15 protein-coding genes are annotated in these 24091 nt (G+C 70.1%); 3 read left to right on the top strand and 12 right to left on the bottom strand.

Features of this window, described 5'->3' with window-relative positions:
* Positions 1–42: 42 nt before the first annotated feature.
* The 7 genes from ACODT5_RS13495 to ACODT5_RS13525 form a co-directional block, all read right to left on the bottom strand.
* Positions 43–2439 (bottom strand): discoidin domain-containing protein, encoded by a 2397-nt coding sequence (locus ACODT5_RS13495; protein WP_422519407.1) that lies wholly within the window; start codon positions 2437–2439, stop codon positions 43–45.
* A 144-nt stretch (positions 2440–2583) separates the two neighbouring features.
* Positions 2584–4191, bottom strand: a complete 1608-nt coding sequence (locus ACODT5_RS13500) for a glycoside hydrolase family 13 protein (RefSeq protein WP_422519408.1) — start codon at positions 4189–4191, stop codon at positions 2584–2586.
* An 82-nt stretch (positions 4192–4273) separates the two neighbouring features.
* Positions 4274–5149, bottom strand: a complete 876-nt coding sequence (locus ACODT5_RS13505; protein ID WP_422519409.1) for a carbohydrate ABC transporter permease — start codon at positions 5147–5149, stop codon at positions 4274–4276.
* 14 nt (positions 5150–5163) lie between these two features.
* The gene (locus ACODT5_RS13510; RefSeq protein ID WP_385369447.1) at positions 5164–6072 is read right to left on the bottom strand and encodes a carbohydrate ABC transporter permease; all 909 of its coding nucleotides are present in this window, start codon (positions 6070–6072) and stop codon (positions 5164–5166) included.
* 107 nt (positions 6073–6179) lie between these two features.
* Positions 6180–7580, bottom strand: coding sequence for an ABC transporter substrate-binding protein (locus ACODT5_RS13515; protein WP_422519410.1), 1401 nt, complete (start codon positions 7578–7580; stop codon positions 6180–6182).
* 233 nt (positions 7581–7813) lie between these two features.
* Positions 7814–8833, bottom strand: a complete 1020-nt coding sequence (locus ACODT5_RS13520; RefSeq protein WP_385369451.1) for a LacI family DNA-binding transcriptional regulator — start codon at positions 8831–8833, stop codon at positions 7814–7816.
* A 183-nt stretch (positions 8834–9016) separates the two neighbouring features.
* Positions 9017–13309 (bottom strand): galactose-binding domain-containing protein, encoded by a 4293-nt coding sequence (locus ACODT5_RS13525; RefSeq protein WP_422519411.1) that lies wholly within the window; start codon positions 13307–13309, stop codon positions 9017–9019.
* A gap of 215 nt (positions 13310–13524) precedes the next feature.
* Here ACODT5_RS13525 and ACODT5_RS13530 point away from each other — a divergent pair, with 215 nt between their 5' ends.
* Together ACODT5_RS13530 and ACODT5_RS13535 are read left to right on the top strand one after the other, a co-directional pair.
* A complete protein-coding gene (locus ACODT5_RS13530; protein WP_422519412.1) occupies positions 13525–15156 on the top strand; it encodes a sensor histidine kinase in 1632 nt (543 codons plus the stop codon).
* Positions 15153–15860, top strand: a complete 708-nt coding sequence (locus ACODT5_RS13535) for a DUF7342 family protein (RefSeq protein ID WP_422519413.1) — start codon at positions 15153–15155, stop codon at positions 15858–15860. Before ACODT5_RS13530 ends, ACODT5_RS13535 begins: the two co-directional genes overlap by 4 nt.
* 41 nt (positions 15861–15901) lie before the next feature.
* Here ACODT5_RS13535 and ACODT5_RS13540 read toward each other — a convergent pair whose 3' ends face one another.
* The 3 genes from ACODT5_RS13540 to ACODT5_RS13550 all read right to left on the bottom strand — a co-directional run bounded on the left by ACODT5_RS13540 (position 15902) and on the right by ACODT5_RS13550 (position 20318).
* The gene (locus ACODT5_RS13540; RefSeq protein ID WP_422519414.1) at positions 15902–17494 is read right to left on the bottom strand and encodes a solute symporter family protein; all 1593 of its coding nucleotides are present in this window, start codon (positions 17492–17494) and stop codon (positions 15902–15904) included.
* Positions 17491–18021 (bottom strand): DUF485 domain-containing protein, encoded by a 531-nt coding sequence (locus ACODT5_RS13545; RefSeq protein WP_422519415.1) that lies wholly within the window; start codon positions 18019–18021, stop codon positions 17491–17493. Before ACODT5_RS13545 ends, ACODT5_RS13540 begins: the two co-directional genes overlap by 4 nt.
* Positions 18022–18197: 176 nt before the next feature.
* Complete coding sequence (locus tag ACODT5_RS13550) at positions 18198–20318, bottom strand: DNA gyrase/topoisomerase IV subunit B (RefSeq protein WP_422519416.1); 2121 nt, start codon at positions 20316–20318, stop codon at positions 18198–18200.
* Positions 20319–20764: 446 nt separating this feature from the next.
* Between ACODT5_RS13550 and ACODT5_RS13555 the strand changes: the two genes are divergently transcribed.
* The gene (locus tag ACODT5_RS13555; RefSeq protein ID WP_112449103.1) at positions 20765–21001 is read left to right on the top strand and encodes a DUF7455 domain-containing protein; all 237 of its coding nucleotides are present in this window, start codon (positions 20765–20767) and stop codon (positions 20999–21001) included.
* A 107-nt stretch (positions 21002–21108) separates the two neighbouring features.
* Here the strand turns inward: ACODT5_RS13555 and ACODT5_RS13560 are convergent, their stop codons facing one another.
* Both ACODT5_RS13560 and ACODT5_RS13565 read right to left on the bottom strand, forming a co-directional pair.
* Positions 21109–22092 (bottom strand): serine protease, encoded by a 984-nt coding sequence (locus tag ACODT5_RS13560; protein WP_422519417.1) that lies wholly within the window; start codon positions 22090–22092, stop codon positions 21109–21111.
* Between the two features lie 139 nt (positions 22093–22231).
* A complete protein-coding gene (locus tag ACODT5_RS13565; protein ID WP_422519418.1) occupies positions 22232–23827 on the bottom strand; it encodes an RNA polymerase sigma factor in 1596 nt (531 codons plus the stop codon).
* Between the last annotated feature and the right edge of the window lie 264 nt (positions 23828–24091).

A 24091-nucleotide genomic window follows, 5' to 3' on the forward strand; every position in this document is an offset into this window, starting at 1 on the left:
GGGCGGGGTGCGGGGAGGCGTCCGGGGAGGGGCGCCCCGGGCTCAGCCGGCGTAGACCTCGAACTCGCCGAGCTGCCCGGCCGGCCAGCCGGTGTTGCCGGTGAAGGCCAGCCGCAGGTGGCGCAGGTTCGTACCGGGCGGGAGGGTGATGGTCACCTTGTTCCCGCTCGCCGGGTCGAAGACGTGGCCCTGGGGGCCGACGAGCGTGGTGAAGCCCGAGCCGTCGGAGCTGCCGAGGACGGACAGGGTCTGGGTCCTGGCCCCCCAGGCGGCCGGCGGCGGCAGCTTCAGGACCAGCCGGCCGACCTGGGTGGCGGCGCCGAGGTCGACCGTGAGCGACTGCGGGAAGGCGCTGTTGAGGCTCTCCCAGTAGCTGTTCGGGTCGCCGTCGACGGCCTTGGCCGCGTCATAGCCCTGGGTGTGCGAGGACTCGGCGACGGGCCGGCCCAGGGCCAGGTTGCGGGTGGGGTCCGGAGTCGGGGTGGGGTCCGGAATCGGCGTAGGGGTCGGCGTAGGAGTCGAGGTCGGCGTAGGAGTCGAGGTCGGCGTAGGCGAAGGCGTCGGTTCCGGTCCCGGCTGGTCGGTCGCCGGCGGGAACGGCCCGCAGTAGGTGTTCGGCAGCTTGGTGTTCCAGCCGGAGTTCCCACTGCCCTGCGTCAGCTTCAGCTGCGCGCCCAGGCAGCTGTAGACCGGCTCGGTGAAGCCGATCCGGGTGGCCCTGACGTTGGTCATGGACAGTTCGGCCGGGTCGTTGAACTGGAGCGCGAACGTCCCCGTCTTGTCGATGGTGACGTTGTCGAAGTGCACGCCCTTCGTGGTGCCGGACACGAAGTGGACGGCGGCGTAGGAGCTGTCCAGGATGTCGCTGTCGGTCACGTTGATCGCGGCCTTGTCGATGGAGCTCGCCCGGCTGTCGAACCACACGGCGCCGATCGGGAAGTTCCACCCGTAGTCGGTGTTCCCCGTCCGGATCAGGGTGTTGCGGGCCAGGGTGAAGGTGCCCGAGACGTCCGTCCCCTGGCCCGGGGTGACCCCGGGGTAGCGGTTGCCGACGTGCAGGCCGCCGCCGTTGGACAGGGTCTCGGCGGCCACGTTGTCGGTGACGCTGATGTCCTTGCCGCCGTAGATCGCGATGTTGTTGGCGAGGATCGGCAGGACGACGGTGTTGTGGCTGAAGGAGTTGGCGACGTTGTTCTTGGTGTCCGCCCACATGGCGAGGCCGTCGTCGCCCAGGTTGCGCAGGAAGGTGTTCTCGACGGAGGAGCGGGTGACGCCCCAGTGGAAGTTCACCCCGTCCGCCGTCTGGTCGAGGATCCGGCTGTTCCTGATGTGGAAGTTGTCCATCGGGCCGTCCATCCAGGCCCCGACCTTGGTCCGCTGCATCCACACGTTGTCGACGACGGAGTCGCTCATCGCCCCGCCGATGGCGTTGACCTGGTCGTCGTCGATGCGGTCGGCTATCTCGCCGATGATCGCGAAGTCCTTCAGCGTGACGTTTCGGCTCGGCCCGCCGCTCTCGTGCGGGCGGATCTGCCCGCCGTAGCCGCCGCCCTGTACGTACTTTCCGTAGATCCCGGCCGCGCGGCTGCGGTCGGTGGGGTGGCGCCCGGTGAGCACGGAGTACCAGGGTCCGGCCCCGCGCAGTGTCACCTTGTCCACCACCACGTGATCGGTGAGCTTGAAGGTGCCCTGCGGGATCCACACTTCCTTGGCCTGCGCCGCGCCCGCGTCCACCGCCTGCTGGAAGGCGGCCGTGGAGTCGGCGGAGCCGTTCGGATCGGCCCCGAAATCGGTCACCGACAGCGAACCGGCCGGCCGCGTCCCGGGCGGCGCGACCTCCTCGAAGTCGGCGAGGTCCACGACCGCCCACGGGGTGGCGCCGAGCGAGGCCAGGGTGAGGCGGACCTTGGAGCCCGCCGGGAGGGTCTTCCCGAAGAGCGTGCGGGTCTCCTCGTAGAAGTGGTGCGGCTTGTCGCCGCTCGGCTGGTTGATGAAGGGATAGCTGCCGTAGAACCAGCTGTACTCGGAGGTGAAGTCCAGGTCCTTCAGTTTGGTCCCGTCGAGCTTCAGCTCCACGGGTGCGCTGATCCCCGTACCGGCCGCGTTGTCCGGTACGGAATAGCGCACGCTCATCGCGTTCGCGGGTTTGGCCAGCGTGAACTCGACATACTCCCCCGCCGCGTCCAGGCGTACGGCGCTGCGCCCGGAGGCCTCGGCGGGCAGGGTCGTGTAGGTCCGGTCGGGCCCGATCACCGATCCGCTGGTGGCCGCCCGCTCCGCCTCCTGCTCGGTGAAGGGCACCGTGGCCCCGCGCCCCTGGACGTCCAGCGGGGACAGGACGGCCGCGGCGGCCGTCGCGGTGGGGGCCGCCACCAGCGGCAGGGCGGCGGCCGCCCCGAGGACGGCGGTCGCGGCCAGCGCGGCGAGCAGCGCGTTCACCGGCCTCCCGCGTGCTGCGATACGTGCTGCTGCGCTCAAGGCGGTGGGACCTCTCCATGCGGTACGGGGGTGTGCACGGGCGGCTCTACGGGGGCTACGGGCCGTGGCCCGGCAAGGGATGGTTCCGGCGGTCCGGCCGCGGCGTCAGGTCCGCAGCCAGACCGCCGTGTCCTGCCCGAGCAGCCCGTCCGCATCCAGGGCGGAGCTGCTCAGCAGGAGGCTCGTGTGGGCCGGCAGCGGGACCGGCTCCGGGGACAGGTTGGCCACGCAGACCAGTCCGTCGGGGCGGCTGAAGGCGAGCACCCCGGCCGGCGCGGGCAGCCAGTCCAGGGATCCGCCGCCGAAGCCGGCCGCGGCGCGGCGCAGGCCCAGGGCCGTTCGGTAGAGGGTGAGCATCGAGGCCGGGTCCCCGTCCTGCCGGTCCGCGGCGTACTGCGGCCAGTTCTCCGGCTGGGGCAGCCAGGGCTCGCTCCAGGGCTCGGCGGTCCACGGCAGCGGGACCCTGCACCCGTCCCGTCCCGGGTCGGTGCCACCGGACCGGAAGTGCATGGGGTCCTGGATCCGGCCGAGCGGGATGTCCGCCTCCGGAAGCCCCAGTTCCTCGCCCTGGTACACGTAGACGGCGCCGGGCAGGGCGAGGGTCAGCAGCGCGGCGGCGCGGGCCCGCCGGGTGCCCAGCTCCAGGTCGGCGGGGGTCCCGAAGGCTTTGGTGGCGAAGTCGAAACAGGTGTCGGCGCGCCCGTAGCGGGTGACCGTACGGGTCACGTCGTGGTTGCACAGCACCCAGGTCGCGGGGGCTCCGACGGGGGCGTGCTCGGCGAGGGTCTCTTCGATGGAGGTGTGCAGCCGGGCGGCGTCCCACGGGCAGCTGAGGAAGGAGAAGTTGAAGGCGGTGTGCAGCTCGTCGGGGCGCAGGTAGCGGGCGAAGCGCTCGGAGTCCGGCAGCCAGACCTCGCCGACGAAGATGGCCCCGTACTCGTCGGCGATGGCCCGCCACGAGCGGTAGATGGTGTGCAGGTCGTCGCGGTCGATGTACGGGTGGACCTCACCGGGCCAGGGCTCGGGCGGGCGGCCGGCCAGGTCGGGCAGGGCCGGGTCCTTGGCGAGCAGGGCCGCGGAGTCGATCCGTACGCCGGACACTCCCCGCTCGAACCAGAACCGCAGGACTTCTTCGTGTTCCCGGCGGACGGCGGGGTGGTCCCAGTTGAGGTCGGGCTGCTCGGGGGTGAAGAGGTGCAGGTACCACTCCCCGTCCGGTACCTGCGTCCAGGTGGCCGCTCCGTTGAACTGCGAGGGCCAGTCCCCCGGCGGCAGTTCGCCGTTCTCTCCGCGGCCCGGCCGGAAGTGGAAGAGCTCCCGCTCGGGGCTGCCGGGGCCGGCGGCGAGGGCGGCCTTGAACCAGGCGTGCTGGTCGGACACGTGGTTCGGAACGATGTCGACAATGGTGCGGATGCCCAGCTCACGGGCCTCCGCGATGAGCTTCTCGGCTTCGGCGAGGGTGCCGAAGGCGGGGTCGATGGTGCGGTAGTCGGCGACGTCGTAGCCGCCGTCGGCGAGCGGGGAAAGGTACCAGGGGGTGAACCACAGGGCGTCCACGCCCAGTTCGGCGAGGTAGGGGAGGTGTGCCCGGACGCCCACCAGGTCACCGGTGCCGTCCCCGTCGCCGTCGGCGAAGCTCCGTACGTACACCTGGTAGATGGCGGCCGAGCGCCACCAGTCGGCGGCGTTTTCGGGCAGGGGAAAGTCAGCCACGGAGGGGTCCTTTCACGGCGTTCTTTTCACAGCGGTCTTTTCACGGGGGGCGACCGGGCACGGCGGCGGAGCGGGGTGGTGCTCACCCCTTGAGGGAGCCTGCCGTCAGGCCGCTCATGATGTTGCGCTGGAAGATCAGGAAGATGATGAGCGTGGGCGCCGAGGCCATCGCGAGTGCGGCGACGAGATGGTTCTCGGGCACTCCCCTGGCGAGTGAGTAGATGCCGACGTTGAGCGTCTGCAGGGCCGGGTCGGGGAGGGTGAGCATGGGCCAGAGGAAGTCTTTCCAGACCCCGACGACGGCGAAGATCGACACGACGCCGAGGACGGGACGGGACATCGGCAGGACCACGGAGCGCAGGGTGCGCAGGGCGGAGGCTCCGTCGATGGCGGCGGCATCGAGGATCTCGCCGGGGATGGAGTCGAAGAATCGTTTCAGAAGGAAGATGTTGAAGGCGTTCGTGACCGAGGGCAGCCAGATCACCCAGGGCGTGTTGAGCAGGTTCCGCTCGATGAGAGGCATGTCCAGGACCGTGAGGTACTGCGGAACGACGAGGACGGTGGCCGGGATCATCAGGGTCGCCAGCATCATGCCGAGGACCGCCTTGCCGAAGACCGGGCGGAGCTTGGACAGCGAGTAGGCGGCGGCCACGTCGAGGACGAGCTGGAAGGCCAGGGCGCCGAAGGCGTAGTAGAGGGTGTTGAACAGCAGCTTGGCGAGGTCCATGACCTTCCAGGCCGCCGAGTAGTTCTCGGTGTGCAGGGAGCCCGGCACCACGGTCGGCGGGACCTGGGTGAACTCCGCGGTGCTCTTGAGGCCGCCCGCGACCATCCAGTAGAGGGGCCCGAGGAAGACGACCGTGAAGCCGATCACGACCACGGCCAGGACGGCCCAGTAGGCGACCTTGCCCCGGGTGCGGCCGAGTTGGGCCGGCGATATGAGCGTGCGCTCTGACATGTGAGGTGCTCCCGTCAGTTCTCGTTGTCGCGGCTCAGCCGGACGTACACGGCGGAGAAGCCGGCGAGCAGGACGAGCAGGCACAGGCCCAGGGCCGCGGCGCCGCCGTACTGGTTGAAACTGAAGGCGTACTGGTAGATGAGGACGACGACGGTGGTGGTCGATCCCTCGGGGCCGGCACCGCCCGTGAGCATGAACGGTTCGACGAACACCTGCATCGTCGCGATGACCTGCATGAGCAGCATCAGCGAGAGGATGAGCTTGGTCTGCGGGATCGTGACGTGCCAGATCTTGCGCAGCACCCCGGCCCCGTCGAGCTCCGCCGCCTCGTAGAGCTCCCCGGGGATTCCCTGGAGGGCCGCCAGATAGATCAGGGTCGCGCCGCCCATGTTCATCCACGTGGAAGCGATGACCACGGAGACCATCGCGGTATCGGTGGATTGCAGCCAGTCTTGCGCCGGCAGGTGCAGGAATTCCAGAATTCTGTTGAAGACCCCGTAACCGGGGTCGTAGAAGTACTTGAAGAGCAGGACCGAGGCCACCGGCGGCATCATCACCGGGAGGTACACCAGCAGGCGCAAGTAACCCTGCGCGTGCCGGAATTCGTTGAGCACGATCGAGACCACGAACGGGACGGCGAAGCCGAGGACCAGCGCGAGCCCGCTGAAGAGCAGGGTGTTGCGCCAGGCCTGCCAGAACGCCGGGTCGTTGAAGACGTAGCGGAAATTGTCCCAGCCGACCCAGTGGACGGCTCCGCCCTCGGTCTTCTGGAAGGCCAGCAGGAACTCCCGGACCATCGGGTACCAGGAGAAGAAGGAGAAGCAGAGGACGGCGCCGATCAGAAAGCCGTGGGCCGAGAGGTTCCGCTTGAACGCCCGGAGGAACTCCTCGCGAGAGGTACCGGGCAGGGTGGGAGCCGACATCGCCGCTCGCTCCTTGGTGGGTCGTCGCCGTCGATTTCTTGCGGGGTACGGGGCCTGCGGGCGGGTCCGGGCCGGGGAGGCAGCCCGGACCTCCCCGGCCGGGACCGCTACTGGTTGGCCAGCACCTGGTTGACGGCCTTCTCGGCCTCCGCGAGGAGCTGCGCCGTGTCGGCGTCCTTGTTGGTCAGGACCGCCGACATCACCTTGTCGAGGACCTTGTAGACCTCCTGGGCCTTCGCCGGCTCGGCCTTGCCGGCCACCGGGTTGTCCAGGAAGGACTTGAAGTTGGCGACCGGCATGGTGGCGCTGGCGGCCTTCAGCTCGTCGTCCTTGGCCTTGCTGGCGCCAGTGAAGAAGGCGGGCTGCGGAAGCCCGACCGGCAGGCCGTCGGTCTTGGAGCGGTCGTACTGGAACTGCCCCTTGCCGACCGCCAGCGTCTTGAAGTTCAGCCAGGCGATGGCGGCCTTGACCTTGTCGGGCGAGCTGCCCTTCTTGATCATGTAGCCGTTGCCGCCGGCCAGTGTCGCAGCGCCGCCGGGGATGGGGCCCATGCCGAAGTTCTCGTACTTGCCGGAGAGCTGCTGGACCATGTACGAGATGTCGTCGGGCGCGGCGAGGAACATGCCGAGCTTGTCCGAGGCCATCTGCTTCTGCAGGTCACCCCACTTGAGCAGCTGGGTCTTGCCCATGCTGTCGTCTTCCCAGCGCATGGCCTTGAGGTTGTCCGCGACCTGCTTGCCGGTCGCGTTGTTGAAGGCGGCCTTGCCGTCGGCTCCGACGATGTCTCCGCCCAGGCCGTACATGGCGGCCGTGAAGTGCCAGCCGCCGGTGTTCTCGACGCTGTACTCGCCGTAGCCGGCGGTGCCGTTGCCGAGCGCCGCGATCTTCTTGGCGGCCGCGCGGACCTCTTCCCAGGTGCGCGGGGGCTGGTCGGGGTTGAGGCCCGCCTGCTGGAAGAGCTTGCGGTTGATCAGCAGGCCCATCGTGTAGTTGCTGGTGGGCAGCCCGTAGAGCTTGCCGTCCTGCTTGAGGGTGTTGATGACGTTCTTGTCGATGTCGCCGAAGGCCGGCACCGACTGGGCGTTGACGTAGGCCGAGATGTCCTCGGCGCCGTCGTTGTCCAGGACCTGCTTGAGATCGGTGAAGTAGGCGTAGAAGACGTCCGGCTGCGACTTGGCCTTGAGCATCGCCGTGAACCGCGGGGGCTCCAGGCACTGGCCGGGGGTGGAGCGGCCGTCGATCGTGACGTTCGGGTACGTCTTGTTGAACTCCGCCACGTCCTCCTTCCACTGCTTGAGCTCGGGGGCCTTGGCCGCCGGCGGCATGCAGTCGATGGAGATGGTGACCTTGGTCTTCGGGTCGAGCGGCGCGGAGGCGTCCGTGGAACCGCCGGACGGCCGGCCCTTGGGGTCGTCCCCGCTGCTGCTCGTGCCGCAGGCCGCGAGGGCGGTGACGGCGAGCGCCGAGACGAGGGCGGTCGCGGTGGTGCGGCGGATGTTGGTTCTCATCGGTGGTCCCCTTCGAGCATCGAGCAGGAGGCGTGGGGCGTGTAAGGAGGCGAGCGCGGCACACTCAACCACCACCTACAGATGAACGCAATATCTCGCGCAGATTTCGCAAGAGATTGGCAGCAGAGTGCCGGACGGTTCCGTCGAAGAACGCAAAACAGGGCCCCGAAACGTCAGCGGGACGTTTCGGGGCCCTGTGGCCGGGGGTGAACTCGGTTGAGCCCGGCGGGGGGTTACGCCGGACGGGGGCGCGGCACCTGCGCGGTGGAGCCCCGCACCACGAGCTCGGGCTCGAACAGCAGCTCGCCGGGCTGTACGGCGGCCCCCTGGATCTGGGCGGTGAGCAGCTCCACGGCAGCCCGCCCCATGGCCTCGATGGGCTGCCGGACGGTGGTCAGCGGGGGCTCGGTGCAGTTCATGAAGGCCGAGTCGTCGTACCCGACGACGGAGACCTCCCGGGGCACGTCCAGCCCGCGCCGGCGGGCGGCCCGGATGGCTCCCAGGGCCAGCGGGTCGCTCGCGCAGATGATGCCGGTCACCCCGCGGTCCAACAGCCTCGACGTGGCCGCGTGGCCGCCCTCCAGGGAGAACAGCGCCCGCTCCACGTGCGCGGCGGGCAGCTCGGTACCGGCCGCCGCGGCGACCGCCTGGGCGGCCACGAGCTTGCGCAGGGAGGGGATGTGGTCGGGCGGGCCCAGCACCAGGCCGATGCGCTCGTGACCGAGGGAGGCCAAGTGGCGCCAGGCCTGTTCGACCGCGACGGCGTCGTCGCAGGAGACGCACGGGAAGCCGAGGTCCTCTATCGAGGCGTTGATGAGCACCACCGGGACCTTGCGGTCGTGGAGCAGCCGGTAGTGCTCGTGCGGGGCGTCGGCCTGCGCGAAGAGCCCGCCGGCGAAGACGACGCCGGACACCTGCTGCTGGAGCAGGAGCTCGACGTAGTCGGCCTCGGAGACCCCGCCGGTCGTCTGCGTGCAGAGCACGGGGGTCAGCCCCTGCTGCGCCAGCGCGCCGCCGATCACCTCGGCGAAGGCCGGGAAGATCGGGTTCTGGAGTTCCGGCAGGACCAGGCCGACCAGCCGGGCACGTTCGCCGCGCAGCTGGGTGGGGCGCTCGTAGCCGAGGACGTCCAGGGCGGTGAGCACGGACTGGCGGGTTGTCTCAGAGACGCCCGGCTTGCCGTTGAGCACCCGGCTGACCGTTGCCTCGCTGACCCCCACCTTCTTCGCCACTTGAGCAAGTCGTCGCGTCATGAGCGCAAGAGTAGCGCAAACAATGCAAGTTCCTTGCAGTTCGATTACGGCCAGTTTGGCCCATCGGAAACCGGCGCGGAACCCCCCGCACCCCACCGGTCCCACCGGGCCCCGGGGGCGGCGAGCGGCGGGGCACCCCGAAGGGATGCCCCGCCGCCCTCGTGCCCTGCCGTACGCCGCCCGCTAGGGCAGCTGGTTGATCCTGAACGTCGAGGTCGTGTTCCGCACGTCCACGGCGTTGTCGCTCATCCGCAGGTTGTGGAACGTGACCTCACCGACCGTCGGCCCCTGTCCCGCTTCGGGCATCTCGTTGGCCCAGAGACCGAAGCCGGACTTGGCGTCGAAGGCGTCACCGCTCTTCTTCGCCCCCGTGATGGTGATGTCGCGCAGAACGGTGTCCTTGATGGGATTGACCGGCTGGCCCCCGATGTACTGCGTCTGGAACATGATTCCGCTGTACGTCGGATCGACGATGTCCACGTTGTTGATGCGGATTCCCTGGAACACCTTGGAAGCGGAGAAGATCCAGATTCCGGGGAAGGTCTGCGCCCCCCAGAAATGGCCTCCGGCCCGGACGATCGAGATGTTCTCGAAGAGCGTCGGGTCGGTCCCGAATCCGTTCATCGGATACCCGAAGTCCAGCGAGCTGATCGTGATGCCCGAGTAGACGAGGATGTCGGCGATGTAGATGTTGCGGAAGGTGTTGTTGAAGCCGCCGTAGACGGCGACACCGGCCGCGCGCCAGGTGAGGATCGCGCTCAGGTTCTCGTAGACGTTGTTCTTCATGTCCGCGCCGCCCGCGTCGATGGCGGAGAACAGCGCGAAGCTGTCGTCACCCGTGGAGCGCGCCTCGATGTTGGTCACGAGGTTGTCCGTGCTGCCGTTGGTCATGTTGATGCCGTCGGCGAAGGTGTCGCGGATCCGCGAGTTCTTGATCGTGATCCGGTCGGTGTTGGCGCCCCAGTAGAGGCACACCTGGTGTTCGTTCCAGATGTTGTCGATGGTCATGTCGGTCACGTTGGAGAAGTCGAAGACCTTGCCCGGACCGTCGATGCGCGAGGTGTAGTTGCCGAAGTAGGCGAAGCCCGTGAAGGACGAGCCCTTCGCGGTGCCCTCCGCGCGCCAGCCGTTGTCGGTGTTGTCCTGCGAGGACGGCGCGTGGAAGCGGGTGAACCACGGTCCGGCTCCGACGACCTGCACGGCCTTGCCGTACACCTGGAACTTGCTGGCCGTGTCGTAGTCGCCCGGCGGCAGGTAGACGCCCACGAGCTTGCCCGTGGTGTCCATGCGGACCTTGTCCAGGGCGTTCTGCACGTCCTGGTGGGTGAAGCCGGCGGGCACCGTGTAGGTGGCCGGGTCGGGGTTGGGGATCACCGTGGCCTGTTCCAGGCTCACGAAGTCGATCGCGTAGGTGGTGGTGTTCGCCGCGTCCTTCTGGAGGCGGATCTTGCTGCCCTGCGGGACGGTCTCGCCGAGGAGGATGTTGGCCTCGTCGTAGATGTGCCGCGGGGCTCCGGCGCTCGGTGCGTTGCCCGGGCCGGCCTCGGCCCCGTAGAGCCAGGCGTACTTCGAGGTCAGCGGCAGGGCCTTCTTCAGGACGCCGTTGACGTAGACGTTGATGGTGGAGTCGATGCCGCCGCCGCCCGGCGCGTCCGGGATGGAGAAGCGGGTGACCAGGGTGTTGGTCGCGGCCCGGGTGGTGAACTCGACGTACTCGCCCGTCGCGTCCAGGTTCACGGCCTTGCGGCCCGAGGCCTCGCCGGCGATGTCACCGACGGTCCGGTTGGGGCCGACGACATTGGCGCCGCCGCCGACCACGCCGTCCTCCGCCTCGTAGGTGTCGTAGGGCATGTTCGCCCCGCGGCCCACGAAGAAGGGCTTGGTGGAGGTGTTGTTGGCGCGCTTGACCGGCAGTTCGTTGGCGTCGTCGGCGAGGACCACCTTGACGGTGTACTTGCCGTTGGCCGCGGTCCAGTTGCCGAGCGCGATCGGCGCGGAGGAGGCGCCGGCCGCGAGCGCGCCGCTGAAGGATCCCGTCAGGGTACGGAGGGTGGCGCCGCCCGCGTCCTGCAGGGTGAGGGTGACGTTGTGGGTGCCCGCGGCGGCGGCCACGGTGCCCTGATTCTTGACCGTGACGGAGAAGTCCACGGACTGGCCGGCGGAGGGTGCGCTCGGCGACCACCCGACGGACGAGGCCACCAGGTCCGAGCTGTCGACCGGGCGGACCACCAGCGGGGAGCCGGTGAGGCTGTTGTTGGTCTCGTTCTGCTCGATGACCGTGTTCGCCTCGTCGACGATCGCGCTCAGCGGGTAGCTGCCCGCGTCCCGCGGGCCGATGCCGGCCGTGACGGTGGCCGTGGCGCCGGCGGCCAGCGCGGGCACGGTGGCGGAGGCGATCTTCGATCCGCCGAGCTGGAACGAGACGGAGGTCGCCGCCGCCGCGGCCGGGCCGCTGTTCTTGACGGTGGCGGACAGGGTGACGGAGTCCGACTCGACCGGGGTGGCCGGGCTGGCGCCGACCGCGGTGACCTGGAGGTCCGGGTTGGGCGCAGCGACGCCGATGACCTGGAACTCCGCGATCTGGCCGTTGGAGGAACCGGTGTTGGAGGTGAAGCGCAGCTGCACGTCCGCGATCCGGGCGTTCACCGGGATGGTGACGGTGTTGGAGCCGGAGGCCGGGTTGAAGACGTAGTCCTTGGCGGCCACCAGGCCGGTGACGCCCGAGGCGCCCTGCTCGCGGCCGAGGACCTGGATGTTCTGGGTGCGGGTGCCCCAGCTGCTGTCCGGGTTGAGCTTGAGGACCAGGCGGTCGACGTCGGCGTTGGAGCCGAGCTTCACGGTCAGCGTGCTCGGGTAGGCGCCGCCCGCGCCCTCCCAGTAGGTGGAGGTGCTGTTGTCGTTGGCGTTCTCCGCGACGAAGGTGTGGATCACGGAGGAGCCCTCGATGGGCTTGCCGACGGCCAGGTTGGAGCCGCCCGTGCCTCCGCTGCCGTTGCGGGTCACGGTGTTGCTGTCGCCGGAGCGGTTGCCCGCCGCGTCCTTGGCCCGGACGAAGTAGCTCACGGTGGCGGTGGCCGGCTGCGTGTCCGTGTAGGTGGTGGCGTTGCCCGCGACCGTGGTGAGCAGCACGTTGTTGGCGAAGACCTCGTAGCCGGTGACGCCGGTGTTGTCGGTGGAGGCCTGCCAGGCCAGCTTGATCTGGCCGGCGGCCGGCTCGGTGAAGGCCAGGGCCCCCGGGGCGGTCGGGGCCTGGGTGTCGCCGGTTTCGCCGGCGCGGGTGACGGTGTTGCTGTTCGCCGACTGGTTGCCGGCCGCGTCCTTCGCCCGGACGTAGTAGGTCACGCTCGCGGAGGCGGGCTGGGTGTCGGTGTAGGTGGTGACGTTGCCCGCGACGCTGGTGCGCAGCTGGTTGTTGGCGTAGACGTCGTACCCGGTGACGCCGGTGTTGTCGGTGGCGGCGTTCCAGGTGAGCTTGATCTGGCCCGTCGCGGGCTCGGTGTAGGCGAGCGCCGCCGGGGCCGTCGGGGCCTGGGTGTCGCCGGTCGTCGGGCCGTAGACCTCCAGCTCGGAGAGCTGCCCGCCGGGCTGTACGGAGTTGGACGCTATCCACACCCGTACGTAGCGGGTGGTCGTGGCGTCGAAGGTGATGCTCACCGTGTTGCCGCCGGCGGGGGTGAAGTCGTACCCCTTGGACGCCGTCAGGTCGGTGTACTCCGTGCCGTTGGCGCTGCCCTGGATCTTGAGGGTCTGGGTGCGGGCGCCCCAGTTCTCGGGCAGCTTGAGGACCACGCGGTCCACGCGGACGGAGGAGCCCAGGTCGGCCTGGAGCCACTGGGGCATGGCGTTGTTGACGCTCTCCCAGTAGCTGGCGGCGTTGCCGTCGCCGGCGTTGCCCGGCACGTAGACCTGGGTGTTGCTGCTCGCGGTGAAGGTCTTGCCGAGGGCCAGGTTGGTCCCGGAGTCACCGGGGGCACGGACCTCCAGCTCGGAGAGCTGGGCGGCCTGCCATCCGGTGTTGGCGGTGATGTCGATCCGCACGTACCGGGCCTGGGTGGCCGGGAAGCCGATGGTGACCACGTTTCCGGCGCCCTGGCCGAAGGTGTACGTCGCCGAGCTCACCAGGGTGCTGAAGCTGGTGCCGTCGGCGCTGCCCTGGACGGACAGGGTCTGGTTGCGGCTCTCCCAGGAGGCGGGGAGCTTGAGCACCACCTGGTCGACGCGGGTGGTGGCTCCGAGGTCGGTCTGCACCCATTGCGGGAAGGTGCTGCCGGCGCTCTCCCAGTACGAGGACTGGTTGCCGTCGGTGACGTTGCCGGCCGCGTAGGCGCCGTTGGTGCTGCTCGCCGTGGCGGGCCTGCCCGCCGAGACGCTCGGTCCGCCGGCGGCCACGGCGGTCAGAGCGGGCCAGCCCAGCATCAGCAGGGCCGTGCTGATCAAGGCGGCCAGGGTCCGCCATCTCCAGTTGTGCCTTCTCATATGTCCTCGTCCCTCGACATGAACTTTCTGAACCATGGGAGATAGGAATTTGCAGCGTGCGGTGCGAGAGTTGCAGAGCTTTGGCGAGTCGTCTACATCTCCGACCGCACTTTTATGCCGTCATCGCTTGCGCAAGCTGGGCGCAAATAACGCAAGCCATTTGCGTGAGGGGGAGAAATTCCGCTTACGTCCGAACCGCCCTACGGTTCGTACTCATGCGGTACCTGCGGTTCCTCCACACGAGCGCTCGGCGCCTCGGGCTGCCCAGACGGGCCGCCTCCCAGATCCTGCTGACCCAGCTGGCCATCGCCGCCGGGGTCCTCGCCCTGGCCACCGGCCTCTTCCTGGCCCCGCTGAGCGCGCAGCTCGACGACCAGGCCATGCGGCGCGCCCTGGCCATCGCCCAGAGCGCCGCCGCCGACCCCTCGCTGGCCACCGGCCTCCTCGGCTCGGCTCCCTCGCCGGACAGCCCCGTACAGGCCTCGGCGGAGCGGATCCGCTCGGCCACGGGCGCCGAGTACGTGGTGGTCCTGGACCTGGACGGCATCCGCCGCTCGCACCCGAGCCCCGACCGCGTCGGACGGCACGTCTCCACCGACCCCGGCGACGTCCTGGCCGGCCGCGAGGTCATGGAGATCGACGAGGGCACCCTGGGCCGCTCCGCGCGCGGCAAGGTCCCCCTGCTCGCCGCCGACGGCGAGATCGTCGGCGCCGTCTCGGTCGGCATCGCCTACGACAGCGTCCAGGGCCGCCTGCTGGGCGCCATCCCGGGCCTGCTCGCGTACGCGGGCGGCGCCCTGGCCGCGGGCGCCCTCGCCGCCTACCTGCTCTCGCGCAGGATCCACCGGCAGACCCGCGACCTGGCCTTCTCCGATATCGCCGGCCTGCTCGCCGAACGCGAGGCGATGCTGCACTCCATCCGCGAAGGCGTGATCGCCCTCGACCGGGCCGGCCGGGTCCGGCTGGTCAACGACGAGGCGGCCCGGCTGCTGGGCCTCGCGCCCGAGGCCGCCGGTGCCGTCGCGGGGCGCGCGCTGGACGAGCTGCTCGGCGCGGGCCGCACCACCGACGTCCTCACCGGCCGGGTCACCGGCCGCGACCTGCTCACGGTCCAGGGCGGCCGGGTCCTGGTCGCCAACCGGATGCCCACCGAGGACGGCGGAGCCGTGGCCACCCTGCGCGACCGCACCGAGCTGGAGCACCTGGGCCGCGAGCTCGACTCCACCAAGGGCCTGATCGACGCCCTGCGCGCCCAGGACCACGAGCACGCCAACCGGCTCCACACCCTCCTGGGCCTGCTGGAACTGGGCCTGTACGAGGAGGCCGTGGAGTTCGTCACGGAGGTGGTCGGCGTGCACCGCAGCACCGCCGAACAGGTCACCGAGAAGGTGCACGACCCGCTGCTGGCCGCCCTACTGATGGGCAAGGCCACGGTCGCGGCGGAGCGCGGGGTCCCCCTGCGGCTGGCCGATTCCGCCCTGCTGCCCGACCACCTCGTCGACCCGGGAGGTCTGGTCACCATCCTCGGCAACCTCGTCGACAACGCGCTGGACGCCGCAGTGGGCTCTCCCGCACCGCTGGTCGAGGTCGACATCCGGGCGGACGGCCGCACGGCGGTCCTGCTGGTCCGCGACAGCGGCCCCGGCGTCCCGGTGGCGCGCCGCGAGGAGATCTTCACCGAGGGCTGGTCGACCAAACTGCCCCCGGTCGGCGCCCACCGCGGACGCGGGCTCGGCCTCGCCCTGGTGCGGCGCCTGGCCGAGCGGCAGGGCGGCACGGTCCGGGCCGGCGAGGCGGCGGACGGAGGGGCGGAATTCTCCGTCGTGCTCCCGGAGGCCCTGCGATGAGTGATTCCGGCGTGTTCGACGTGCTGGTCGTGGACGACGACGTGCGGGTTGCCCGGATCAACGCGGCCTACGTGGCCAAGGTCCCCGGCTTCCGCGTGTCGGCCCAGGCCCACTCGGCGGCGGAGGCACTGGCGCTCCTCGACTCACGCCCGGTCGACCTGATCCTCCTCGACCACTACCTCCCCGACGGGAACGGCCTCGACCTGGTCCGCCGCCTGCGCGAGCGCGGCCACCACACCGACGTGATCATGGTGACGGCCGCCCGCGACCTGGCCACCGTCCAGGCCGCGATGCGCCTCGGCGCCCTCCAGTACCTGGTCAAACCCTTCACCTTCGCGGGCCTGCGCACCCGTCTGGAGGCCTACGGGGCCCTGCGCCGCACCCTGGACACGGGCGGCGAGGCCGAACAGTCCGAGGTGGACCGGATCTTCGGCGCCCTCGCCGCGGCCGGCGCCGACGCCCCGAGCGACCTCCCCAAGGGGCACTCCCCCACCACCGCGGACCTGGTCCGCGGGATCCTGCGCACGGCCGAAGGCCCACTCTCCACCCAGCAGATCGCCGACCGCGCGGGCATCAGCCGCCAGACCGCCCAGCGATACCTCAAACTCCTCGACCGCGCCGGCCGCGTCACCCTCGCCCTGCGCTACGGCGAGACGGGCCGCCCGGAACACCGCTACGCCTGGCGCCCGCCCACCACGGGCTGACGCGGACCGGCCGGCCGTTCCCGCTCCCCCGCCACGTCGGCCTACACCGCCCCCGCGCCGGTCAGCGCGCGGACCTCGGTCTCGGCGTACCGCCGCTCGTCCGGCTCCTCCGCGGAGGTCACGGTGCCCAGCCAGCCGGCCAGAAAGCCCAGCGGGATGGACACGAGGCCCGGATTCTGGAGCGGGAAGAACTGGAAGTCCACACCCGGGAACAGGGATTCGGGGCTGCCCGAGACCACCGGGGACAGGGCCACCAGCAGCACGGCCGGGAGCAGCCCCCCGTACACCGACCAGACGGCGCCCCGCGTGGTGAATCCGCGCCAGAACAGCGAGTACAGGAGCACCGGCAGGTTCGCCGAGGCCGCCACCGCGAAGGCCAGACCCACCAGGAAGGCCACGTTCAGGTCCTGGGCGAGCAGACCCAGAGCGATCGCCACCGCCCCGATCCCGACCGCCGCCACCCTGGCCACCGCCACCTCGCTGCGCTGCCGTGCGTGGCGGCGCTTGAGCGAGGCGTACAGGTCGTGCGCGACGGAGGCCGACGAGGCGAGGGTGATCCCCGCGACCACCGCGAGGATGGTCGCGAAGGCGATGGCCGCCACGAAGGCGAACAGCACCGCGCCGCCGGTCGAGTCGGCCCCGCCGCCCAGGAAGGCCGCGAGCAGCGGAACCGCCGTGTTCCCCGAGGCGTTGGAGGCCCTGACCTGCTCCGGCCCAAGCAGCGCCGCCGCACCGAAGCCCAGCACGATGGTCATCAGGTAGAAGCCGCCGATCAGCCCGATCGCCCACACCACCGACCGGCGGGCCGCCCGCGCCGTGGGCACGGTGTAGAAGCGCGACAGGATGTGCGGCAGCCCGGCGGTCCCCAGGACCAGGGCGAGGCCGAGGCTCATGAAGTCGAAGCGGGCCGTCCAGTCCCCGCCGTACTTGAGCCCGGGGCCCAGGAACCGGTCGCCGTGCCCGCTGCGCTCGGCTGCGCTGCTGAGCAGCTGGTCGAAGTTCCCGTGGAAGCGCAGCAGCACGAGCACCGTCAGGGTGATCGCGCCGCCCATCAGCAGCACGGCCTTGACGATCTGGATCCAGGTGGTGGCCCGCATGCCGCCGAAGGACACGTAGATCACCATGAGGGCGCCGACCCCGATGACGGTCAGCGTCCGTGCGGTCCGGCCCGAATCGGCGAGCAGCAGGCCCACGAGGCTGCCGGCGCCGACCATCTGCGCGACGAGGTACAGCACGGAGACGACCACCGACGAGGTCCCGGCGGCGATCCGCACCGGCCGCTCGCTCATCCGCGCGGCGACCACGTCGGCGAGGGTGAACCGGCCGCAGTTGCGGACGAGTTCGGCGACGAGGAACAGGACGACCAGCCAGGCGACCAGGAAGCCCACCGAGTACAGCAGGCCGTCGTAGCCGAAGAGGGCGATGACGCCGGAGATGCCGAGGAAGGAGGCGGCGGACATGTAGTCGCCCGCGATGGCGAAACCGTTCTCCATCGGCGAGAACAGCCGACCGCCCGCGTAGAACTCCTCCGCCGAACCGTGCCGGTTGCGGCTCACCCAGGTGGTGATGCCCAGGGTGACGGCGATGAACACGCTGAACAGGAGCAGCGCCAGCGTTTGGTGCTCGGTGGTCACCGGCCCGCCCCCCGTGCACGGGTGCGCTCCCCGGCGTCCGCCCGGCGGACCTGCTCCTGCTCGAAGACCGTCCAGCGCAGGTCCAGCGCCGCGCGGTCGCGCCGCAGCCGGGCGTGCCGGGCGTAGGCCCAGGTCAGCAGGAAGGTGCTGAGGAACTGGCCGAGGCCCGCGAGCAGGGCCACGTTGACGGACCCGAACACCGGCCGGGCCATCATGCCGGGCGCCGTGGTGGCGGCGATCACGTAGGCCACGTACCAGAGGAAGAAGCCGATGGTCGCGGGGACGACGAACCTCCGGTAGCGGCCGCGCACCTCCTGGAAGGCGGCGCTGCGCTGCACTTCGAGGTAGATGTCGGACGCTGCGCGCGGGGGCGCGCCGCCGGGGCCGGAGCTCGGGGGTGACGTTTCCGCTCCGCCGCCCGGCGCTCCGCCGGACCCCTCGCCCTCGCCCCAACCGACGGCCAGCGCGTCGTACCAGGGGTCGTCCAGCCGGATCGTTCCGGCATCACGACCTTCGTGCTTGTCCACCGAACTCTCCTTGTCCGCCGCCGCAGTGGCCGCGTGCCCACAAGGATGTGCGGGAGGGACGGTTTCCGGACTGGTGTCCCGGCGCTCTTCACTCCATCAGGTGATGGAGCGAAGAGCACGGGTGTGCCAGGGCCACGGAAGTGCCACCGGGGGTTCCCCGGTGGCCCCGGGTCCGCTCAGGCGTCGATCCGCGAGCGGTCCAGCGTGGCGGCGGAGCTGGTGATGAACTCCTTGCGCGGAGCCACCTCGTTGCCCATGAGCAGGTCGAAGACCGACTCGGCCGAGTCCAGGTCGCCGATGTTGATCCGGCGCAGGGTGCGGAAACGGGGATCCATGGTGGTCTCCGCCAGCTGATCGGCATCCATCTCGCCGAGGCCCTTGTAGCGCTGGATCGAGTCCTTGTACCGGATGTTCTTGCGCTGGTACTCCAGCAGGGTCTGGCGCAGCTCGTTGTCCGAGTACGTGTAGACGTACTTGTCCTGGCCCTTCTTCGGCTGGACGAGCTCGATCCGGTGCAGCGGCGGCACCGCCGCGAAGACCCGGCCCGCCTCGACCATCGGGCGCATGTAGCGCTGGAAGAGCGTGAGCAGCAGGCAGCGGATGTGCGCGCCGTCCACATCGGCGTCGACGAGCAGGACGATCTTCCCGTACCGGGCGGCGTCGATGTCGAAGGTCCGGCCCGAGCCGGCTCCTATGACCTGGATGATCGCCCCGCACTCGGCGTTCTTGAGCATGTCCGAGACCGAGGACTTCTGGACGTTGAGGATCTTGCCCCGGATGGGCAGCAGCGCCTGGAACTCGGAGTTCCGGGCGAGCTTGGCCGTACCGAGCGCCGAGTCCCCCTCGACGATGAAGAGCTCGCTGCGCTCCACGTCGTCGCTGCGGCAGTCGGCCAGCTTGGCGGGCAGCGAGGAGGACTCCAGCGCGGTCTTGCGGCGCTGCGCCTCCTTGTGCTGGCGGGCCGCGATCCGGGTCCGGGCGGCCGCGACGATCTTCTCCATCACGGAGCGGGCCTGCTGCTTGTCGTCCCGCTTGGTGGAGGTCAGGAAGGCCTTGAGCTCCTTGGCGACGACGGCCGCGACGATCCGGGTGGCCGCCGAGGTGCCGAGCACCTCCTTGGTCTGGCCCTCGAACTGCGGCTCGGCAAGGCGGACGGTGACGACCGCCGTCATGCCCTCCATCGCGTCGTCCTTGACCACGTCGTCCTCGGCGACCCGCAGCAGCTTCGCGGAGCGCAGCACCTCGTTCACGGTCTTGGTGACCGAGCGCTCGAAGCCGGAGATGTGGGTGCCGCCCTTGGGGGTGGCGATGATGTTCACGAACGACTTCACGTTCGTCTCGTACCCCGTGCCCCAGCGCAGGGCGATGTCCACACCGAGCTCACGGGTGACCTCGGTGGGCGTCATGTGGCCGAGGTCGTCGAGGACCGGGACGGTCTCCTTGAAGATGCCGGTGCCGGTCAGGCGCAGGACGTCGCAGGCCGCCTTGTCCTGGGCGAGGTACTCGCAGAACTCGCTGATGCCCCCGTCGAAGCGGAAGGTCTCCTCGGTCTTGCCGGCCCCCTCCAGGGCCCGCTCGTCACGGACCACGATGGTCAGGCCGGGCACGAGGAAGGCCGTCTGGCGGGCGCGCTGGTAGAGCGTGTCCAGCGTGAGCTTGGCGTCCTTGAGGAAGATCTGCCGGTCGGCCCAGTAGCGGATCCGGGTGCCCGTCTTGCCCTTGGCGATCCGCTTGCCCTTGCGCAGGCCGTTGGCGGGGTCGAAGGGGCTGTCGGGACCCTGCTCGGTGAACATGCCGGGGACGCCGCGGCGGAAGCTGATGGCCTGCGTCGCGCTGCCCCGGTCGACCTCCACGTCCAGACGCGCCGAGAGGGCGTTGACGACGGAGGCGCCGACGCCGTGCAGGCCGCCGGAGGCCGCGTACGACCCGCCGCCGAACTTGCCGCCGGCGTGCAGCTTGGTCATGACGACCTCGACGCCGGAGAGGCCCGTCTTGGGCTCGATGTCCACGGGGATGCCGCGGCCGTTGTCGCGGACCTCCACGGAGGAGTCCTCGTGGAGGATCACCTCGATGTGGTCGCAGTACCCGCCCAGGGCCTCATCGACGGAATTGTCGATGATCTCCCAGAGGCAGTGCATGAGGCCCCGGCTGTCGGTGGAGCCGATATACATGCCGGGGCGCTTGCGGACGGCCTCGAGGCCTTCGAGGACGAGCAGGTGCCGCGCGGTGTAGTTGGAGCCGTCCCGGTCTGCTCCGGTCAGCAGTGCGCTGGAAGGCACGGACGTGTCGGCGGTCACGCAGTTCGCTCCTCGCTGAATTTCTTTTCTGGCCCTGTCGGGCGCAGTGGTGGCTCGGTTGCCGTTGGAAGGGTACCGAGGCCTGGTAGAGCCGATGCAACGCCATCCCAGCCCCTTCACCAGCCTAGTGCAGATCCGCACGCATGTTCGATCCCCCGGGAGGGTGAAGCAAACATCACGTTCCCTTCCGCGCATGAACCATTTAGTGTTCGGGCACGTCCTCATCAACAACCGGCACTCAGCCGGAGAGGGCGGAACTACGACAAGCGAACGACCTGACACCGCGAAACCGTAAAGCAACGCAATACGGTTCCTTCGCCGCCAACCGGCAACGGCCGGCCAGCTTCGGAAGGAAGTTTCGAGGAAAAGCCGCGAGCGGGAACGTTTTCGGCCTGGTTGGATGTTGACCCTGGTACGACAGCTCGTCGAGCTAGAGAAGAGGCGACGTGACTACTGTTCTGACACCCGCGACCCCGCTGACGGCCGCAGACCGATGCGACCGCTGCGGCGCCCAGGCATATCTGCGCGTCGTCCTGCTGAGCGGCGGTGAACTGCTCTTCTGCGCCCACCACGGACGCAAGTTCGAGCCGGAACTCAAGAAGATCGCCGCGGAAATACAGGATGAGACCGAGCGGCTTACGTCCGCTCCGGCGGCCAGTGCCGCCGAACCCGAGGACCGCTGACACAAGGCCTACACCTCGCATCCGACGAGCTAGGACCGGCGAAGCCGGTCGACGGGCGGTGCCTCTGCGACCCAGAGGCCCCGCCCGTCCTCATGCCCGGACGCGGTTCAGCGCTTCGGTGCGGGCCGCTCCCCCGCCGCGAGGCCCCTCCCGGGCCCCTGAGCGGGGCGTACGTCCATCCCCAGGACTCCGCGGGCACCAGGACGGCCCAGGGCCCCCCGGGCCGTCTCCGGGCCGCTGGCGGAGTCGGAGCCGGAGCTGCCCGCGGAATCGGCGACGAAGCCGATCAGCGGTGCGATCCGCGTGTACACCCCCGGGCTGTCGGCGCGCCCGCAGCCGCGCCCCCAGGACACCAGCCCGATGAGCCGGCCCTGGGCCACCAGGGGTCCGCCGCTGTCGCCCTGGCAGGCGTCCTTGCCGCCCGCGCGGTCCCCCGCGCACACCATGGAGTCGGCCCGGTACTGACCGTCGGCGTCTCCCGGGTAGGCGCGCCCGCACACCTCGTCCGCCAGCACCGTCACCCCGGCGGCCCGCAGCCCGTAGGCGTAGTCGCCGAAGCCGCTCGTGTCGCCCCAGCCGTATACGGCGGCCTCGGTTCCCGCCCCGTACGCCGGATGCCCGAGGCCGGCCATCGGCAGCACGTTCTGCGCGGCCACGGCTTCGGCCAGCTCCAGGACGGCCAGGTCTCCGGCATTGCTGCCCGGGTCATAGGCCGGGTTCACCCGGGCGGAACGCACCGCGATCTCCCGGCCCTCGCTCGCGCGCAGCTCCGTACGCCCGGTGATCACCCGGAAATCGCGGACGGAGTCGACCGGACCTCCCAGCACCTGGCGCCCCAGGCAGTGGGCCGCGGTCACCACCTTGGTCGGGGTGACGAGGACGCCCCCGCAGAACTGCCCGCCGCGCGTACCCCCGAACCGGTCACGGCTGGCGAGGGCCACGACCCACGGGGCATCGGCCACCTTCACCGGCTTCCCGCCGATCACCACGCTGTCCGCGGCCGCTCGCGGCGCCTGGGAGAGCGGCGCCGCCGCCGCTCCCGCCGCCAGGGTCAGCGCTCCCGCCAGGACACGGGCAAAGGGACGACGCATGAGGCCTCCTGACTCCGAGTGTGCATGACTCCACTCAGAGTGGGACGCCCGGTGGCCGTGCGCACCCGCGCGGCCACCGGCGACGACCTGCGGCGAACCCCTCGCCGCACCCGGTCCGGACCGATCCGGACCGGTCCGCCTAGTCGAGGTAGTCGCGCAGCACCTGGGACCGGGAGGGGTGACGGAGCTTCGACATGGTCTTCGACTCGATCTGGCGGATGCGCTCACGGGTGACCCCGTAGACCTTGCCGATCTCGTCGAGCGTCTTGGGCTGGCCGTCCGTGAGGCCGAAGCGCATCGAGACCACACCCGCCTCGCGCTCGCTCAGCGTGTCGAGCACCGAGTGCAGCTGCTCCTGCAGGAGCGTGAAGCTCACGGCATCGGCCGGTACGACGGCCTCGGAGTCCTCGATGAGGTCTCCGAACTCGCTGTCGCCGTCCTCGCCCAGCGGGGTGTGCAGGGAGATCGGCTCCCGGCCGTACTTCTGAACCTCGATGACCTTCTCGGGGGTCATGTCGAGTTCCTTGGCCAGCTCCTCCGGGGTGGGCTCGCGGCCCAGGTCCTGGAGCATCTGGCGCTGGACGCGGGCCAGCTTGTTGATGACCTCGACCATGTGCACCGGGATGCGGATGGTGCGGGCCTGGTCGGCCATGGCGCGGGTGATCGCCTGCCGGATCCACCAGGTGGCGTACGTGGAGAACTTGTAGCCCTTGGTGTAGTCGAACTTCTCCACCGCGCGGATCAGACCCAGGTTGCCCTCCTGGATCAGGTCCAGGAAGAGCATGCCGCGGCCGGTGTAGCGCTTGGCGAGGGAGACCACGAGGCGGAGGTTGGCCTCCAGCAGGTGGTTCTTGGCCCGGCGGCCGTCCTCGGCGATGATCTCCAGCTCGCGCTTGAGCTTGGGCGCCAGCTTGTCGGAGTTGGCGAGCTTGTCCTCGCCGAACAGTCCGGCCTCGATGCGCTTGGCGAGCTCGACCTCCTGCTCGGCGTTGAGGAGGGGGACCTTGCCGATCTGCTTGAGGTAGTCCTTGACGGGGTCGGCGGTGGCGCCGGCCACGGCGACCTGCTGGGCCGGAGCGTCGTCCTCGTCGTCCGAGATGACGAAGCCCTTGCTCTCGGCGCCTTCCTCCTCGTCCTCGGACTCGGCCTTGGCCGCCCCGGGACCCTCTTCCGCGGTCTCTTCGTCGCCCGCTTCGTCGGAGTCCTTCTTGGCGGCGGTCTTCTTCGCCGCCGTCTTCTTGGCCGCGGTCTTCTTGGCGGGCGCGGCCTTCTTCGCCGCCGTCTTCTTCGCCGCGGTCTTCTTGGCTGCGGGCTCGGTCGCGGTCCCCTCCGCGAGGGCGTCGGCGGCCGTGTCCGTGGCGTCCGGTTCCACCGCCCCGGCCGCCGTGTCCGGTGCGGGCGCGGCCGCCGTCTTGGCCACGGCCTTCTTCGCGACCGGCTCAGTGGCCGTCCGCTTGACGGGGCTCTTCGCTGCGACGCTCTTGCGGGTGGTGCGCTTGGGCGACTCCGCGGCACTGACCATCAGCGTCACACCCTCTTCCTCGAGGATCTGGTTGAGGCTGCGCAGAACATTCTTCCACTGGGTCGCAGGAATCTGGTCAGCCTCGAAGGCCCGACGCACGTCATCGCCGGCGATCTGCCCCTCGGCCTTGCCCCGCTCGATGAGCGCCATCACAGACTCGGAATCGGCGATCTCCGGCGGGAGCGTACGGGATGTGCTGGCCGACACGAACAACCTCTCGGAACGATGGAAACGGCTTCCGACCCCGGCCTGGTGGTGCTGGACCGGAGCCGACGACCACCGACTGGGGATGGGCCGGGGGCGCGGGCAGGGGCCGGGGAGCTGCACAGCACCCGCGAGGGCTGCTGTCTTCCCTCCGTCGGCCATCACCTCTTAGGTCATCGCGTGACCTCGCAGAGCGTTACGCCCAATCTTCGTGGCCCGAGTCACACCCCGTTTGATGCCATGCCGGTCATACCGTTATTTCTGCACGTCCGG

This window comes from Streptomyces tatrensis, assembly GCF_049310065.1.
Lineage (GTDB): Bacteria > Actinomycetota > Actinomycetes > Streptomycetales > Streptomycetaceae > Streptomyces.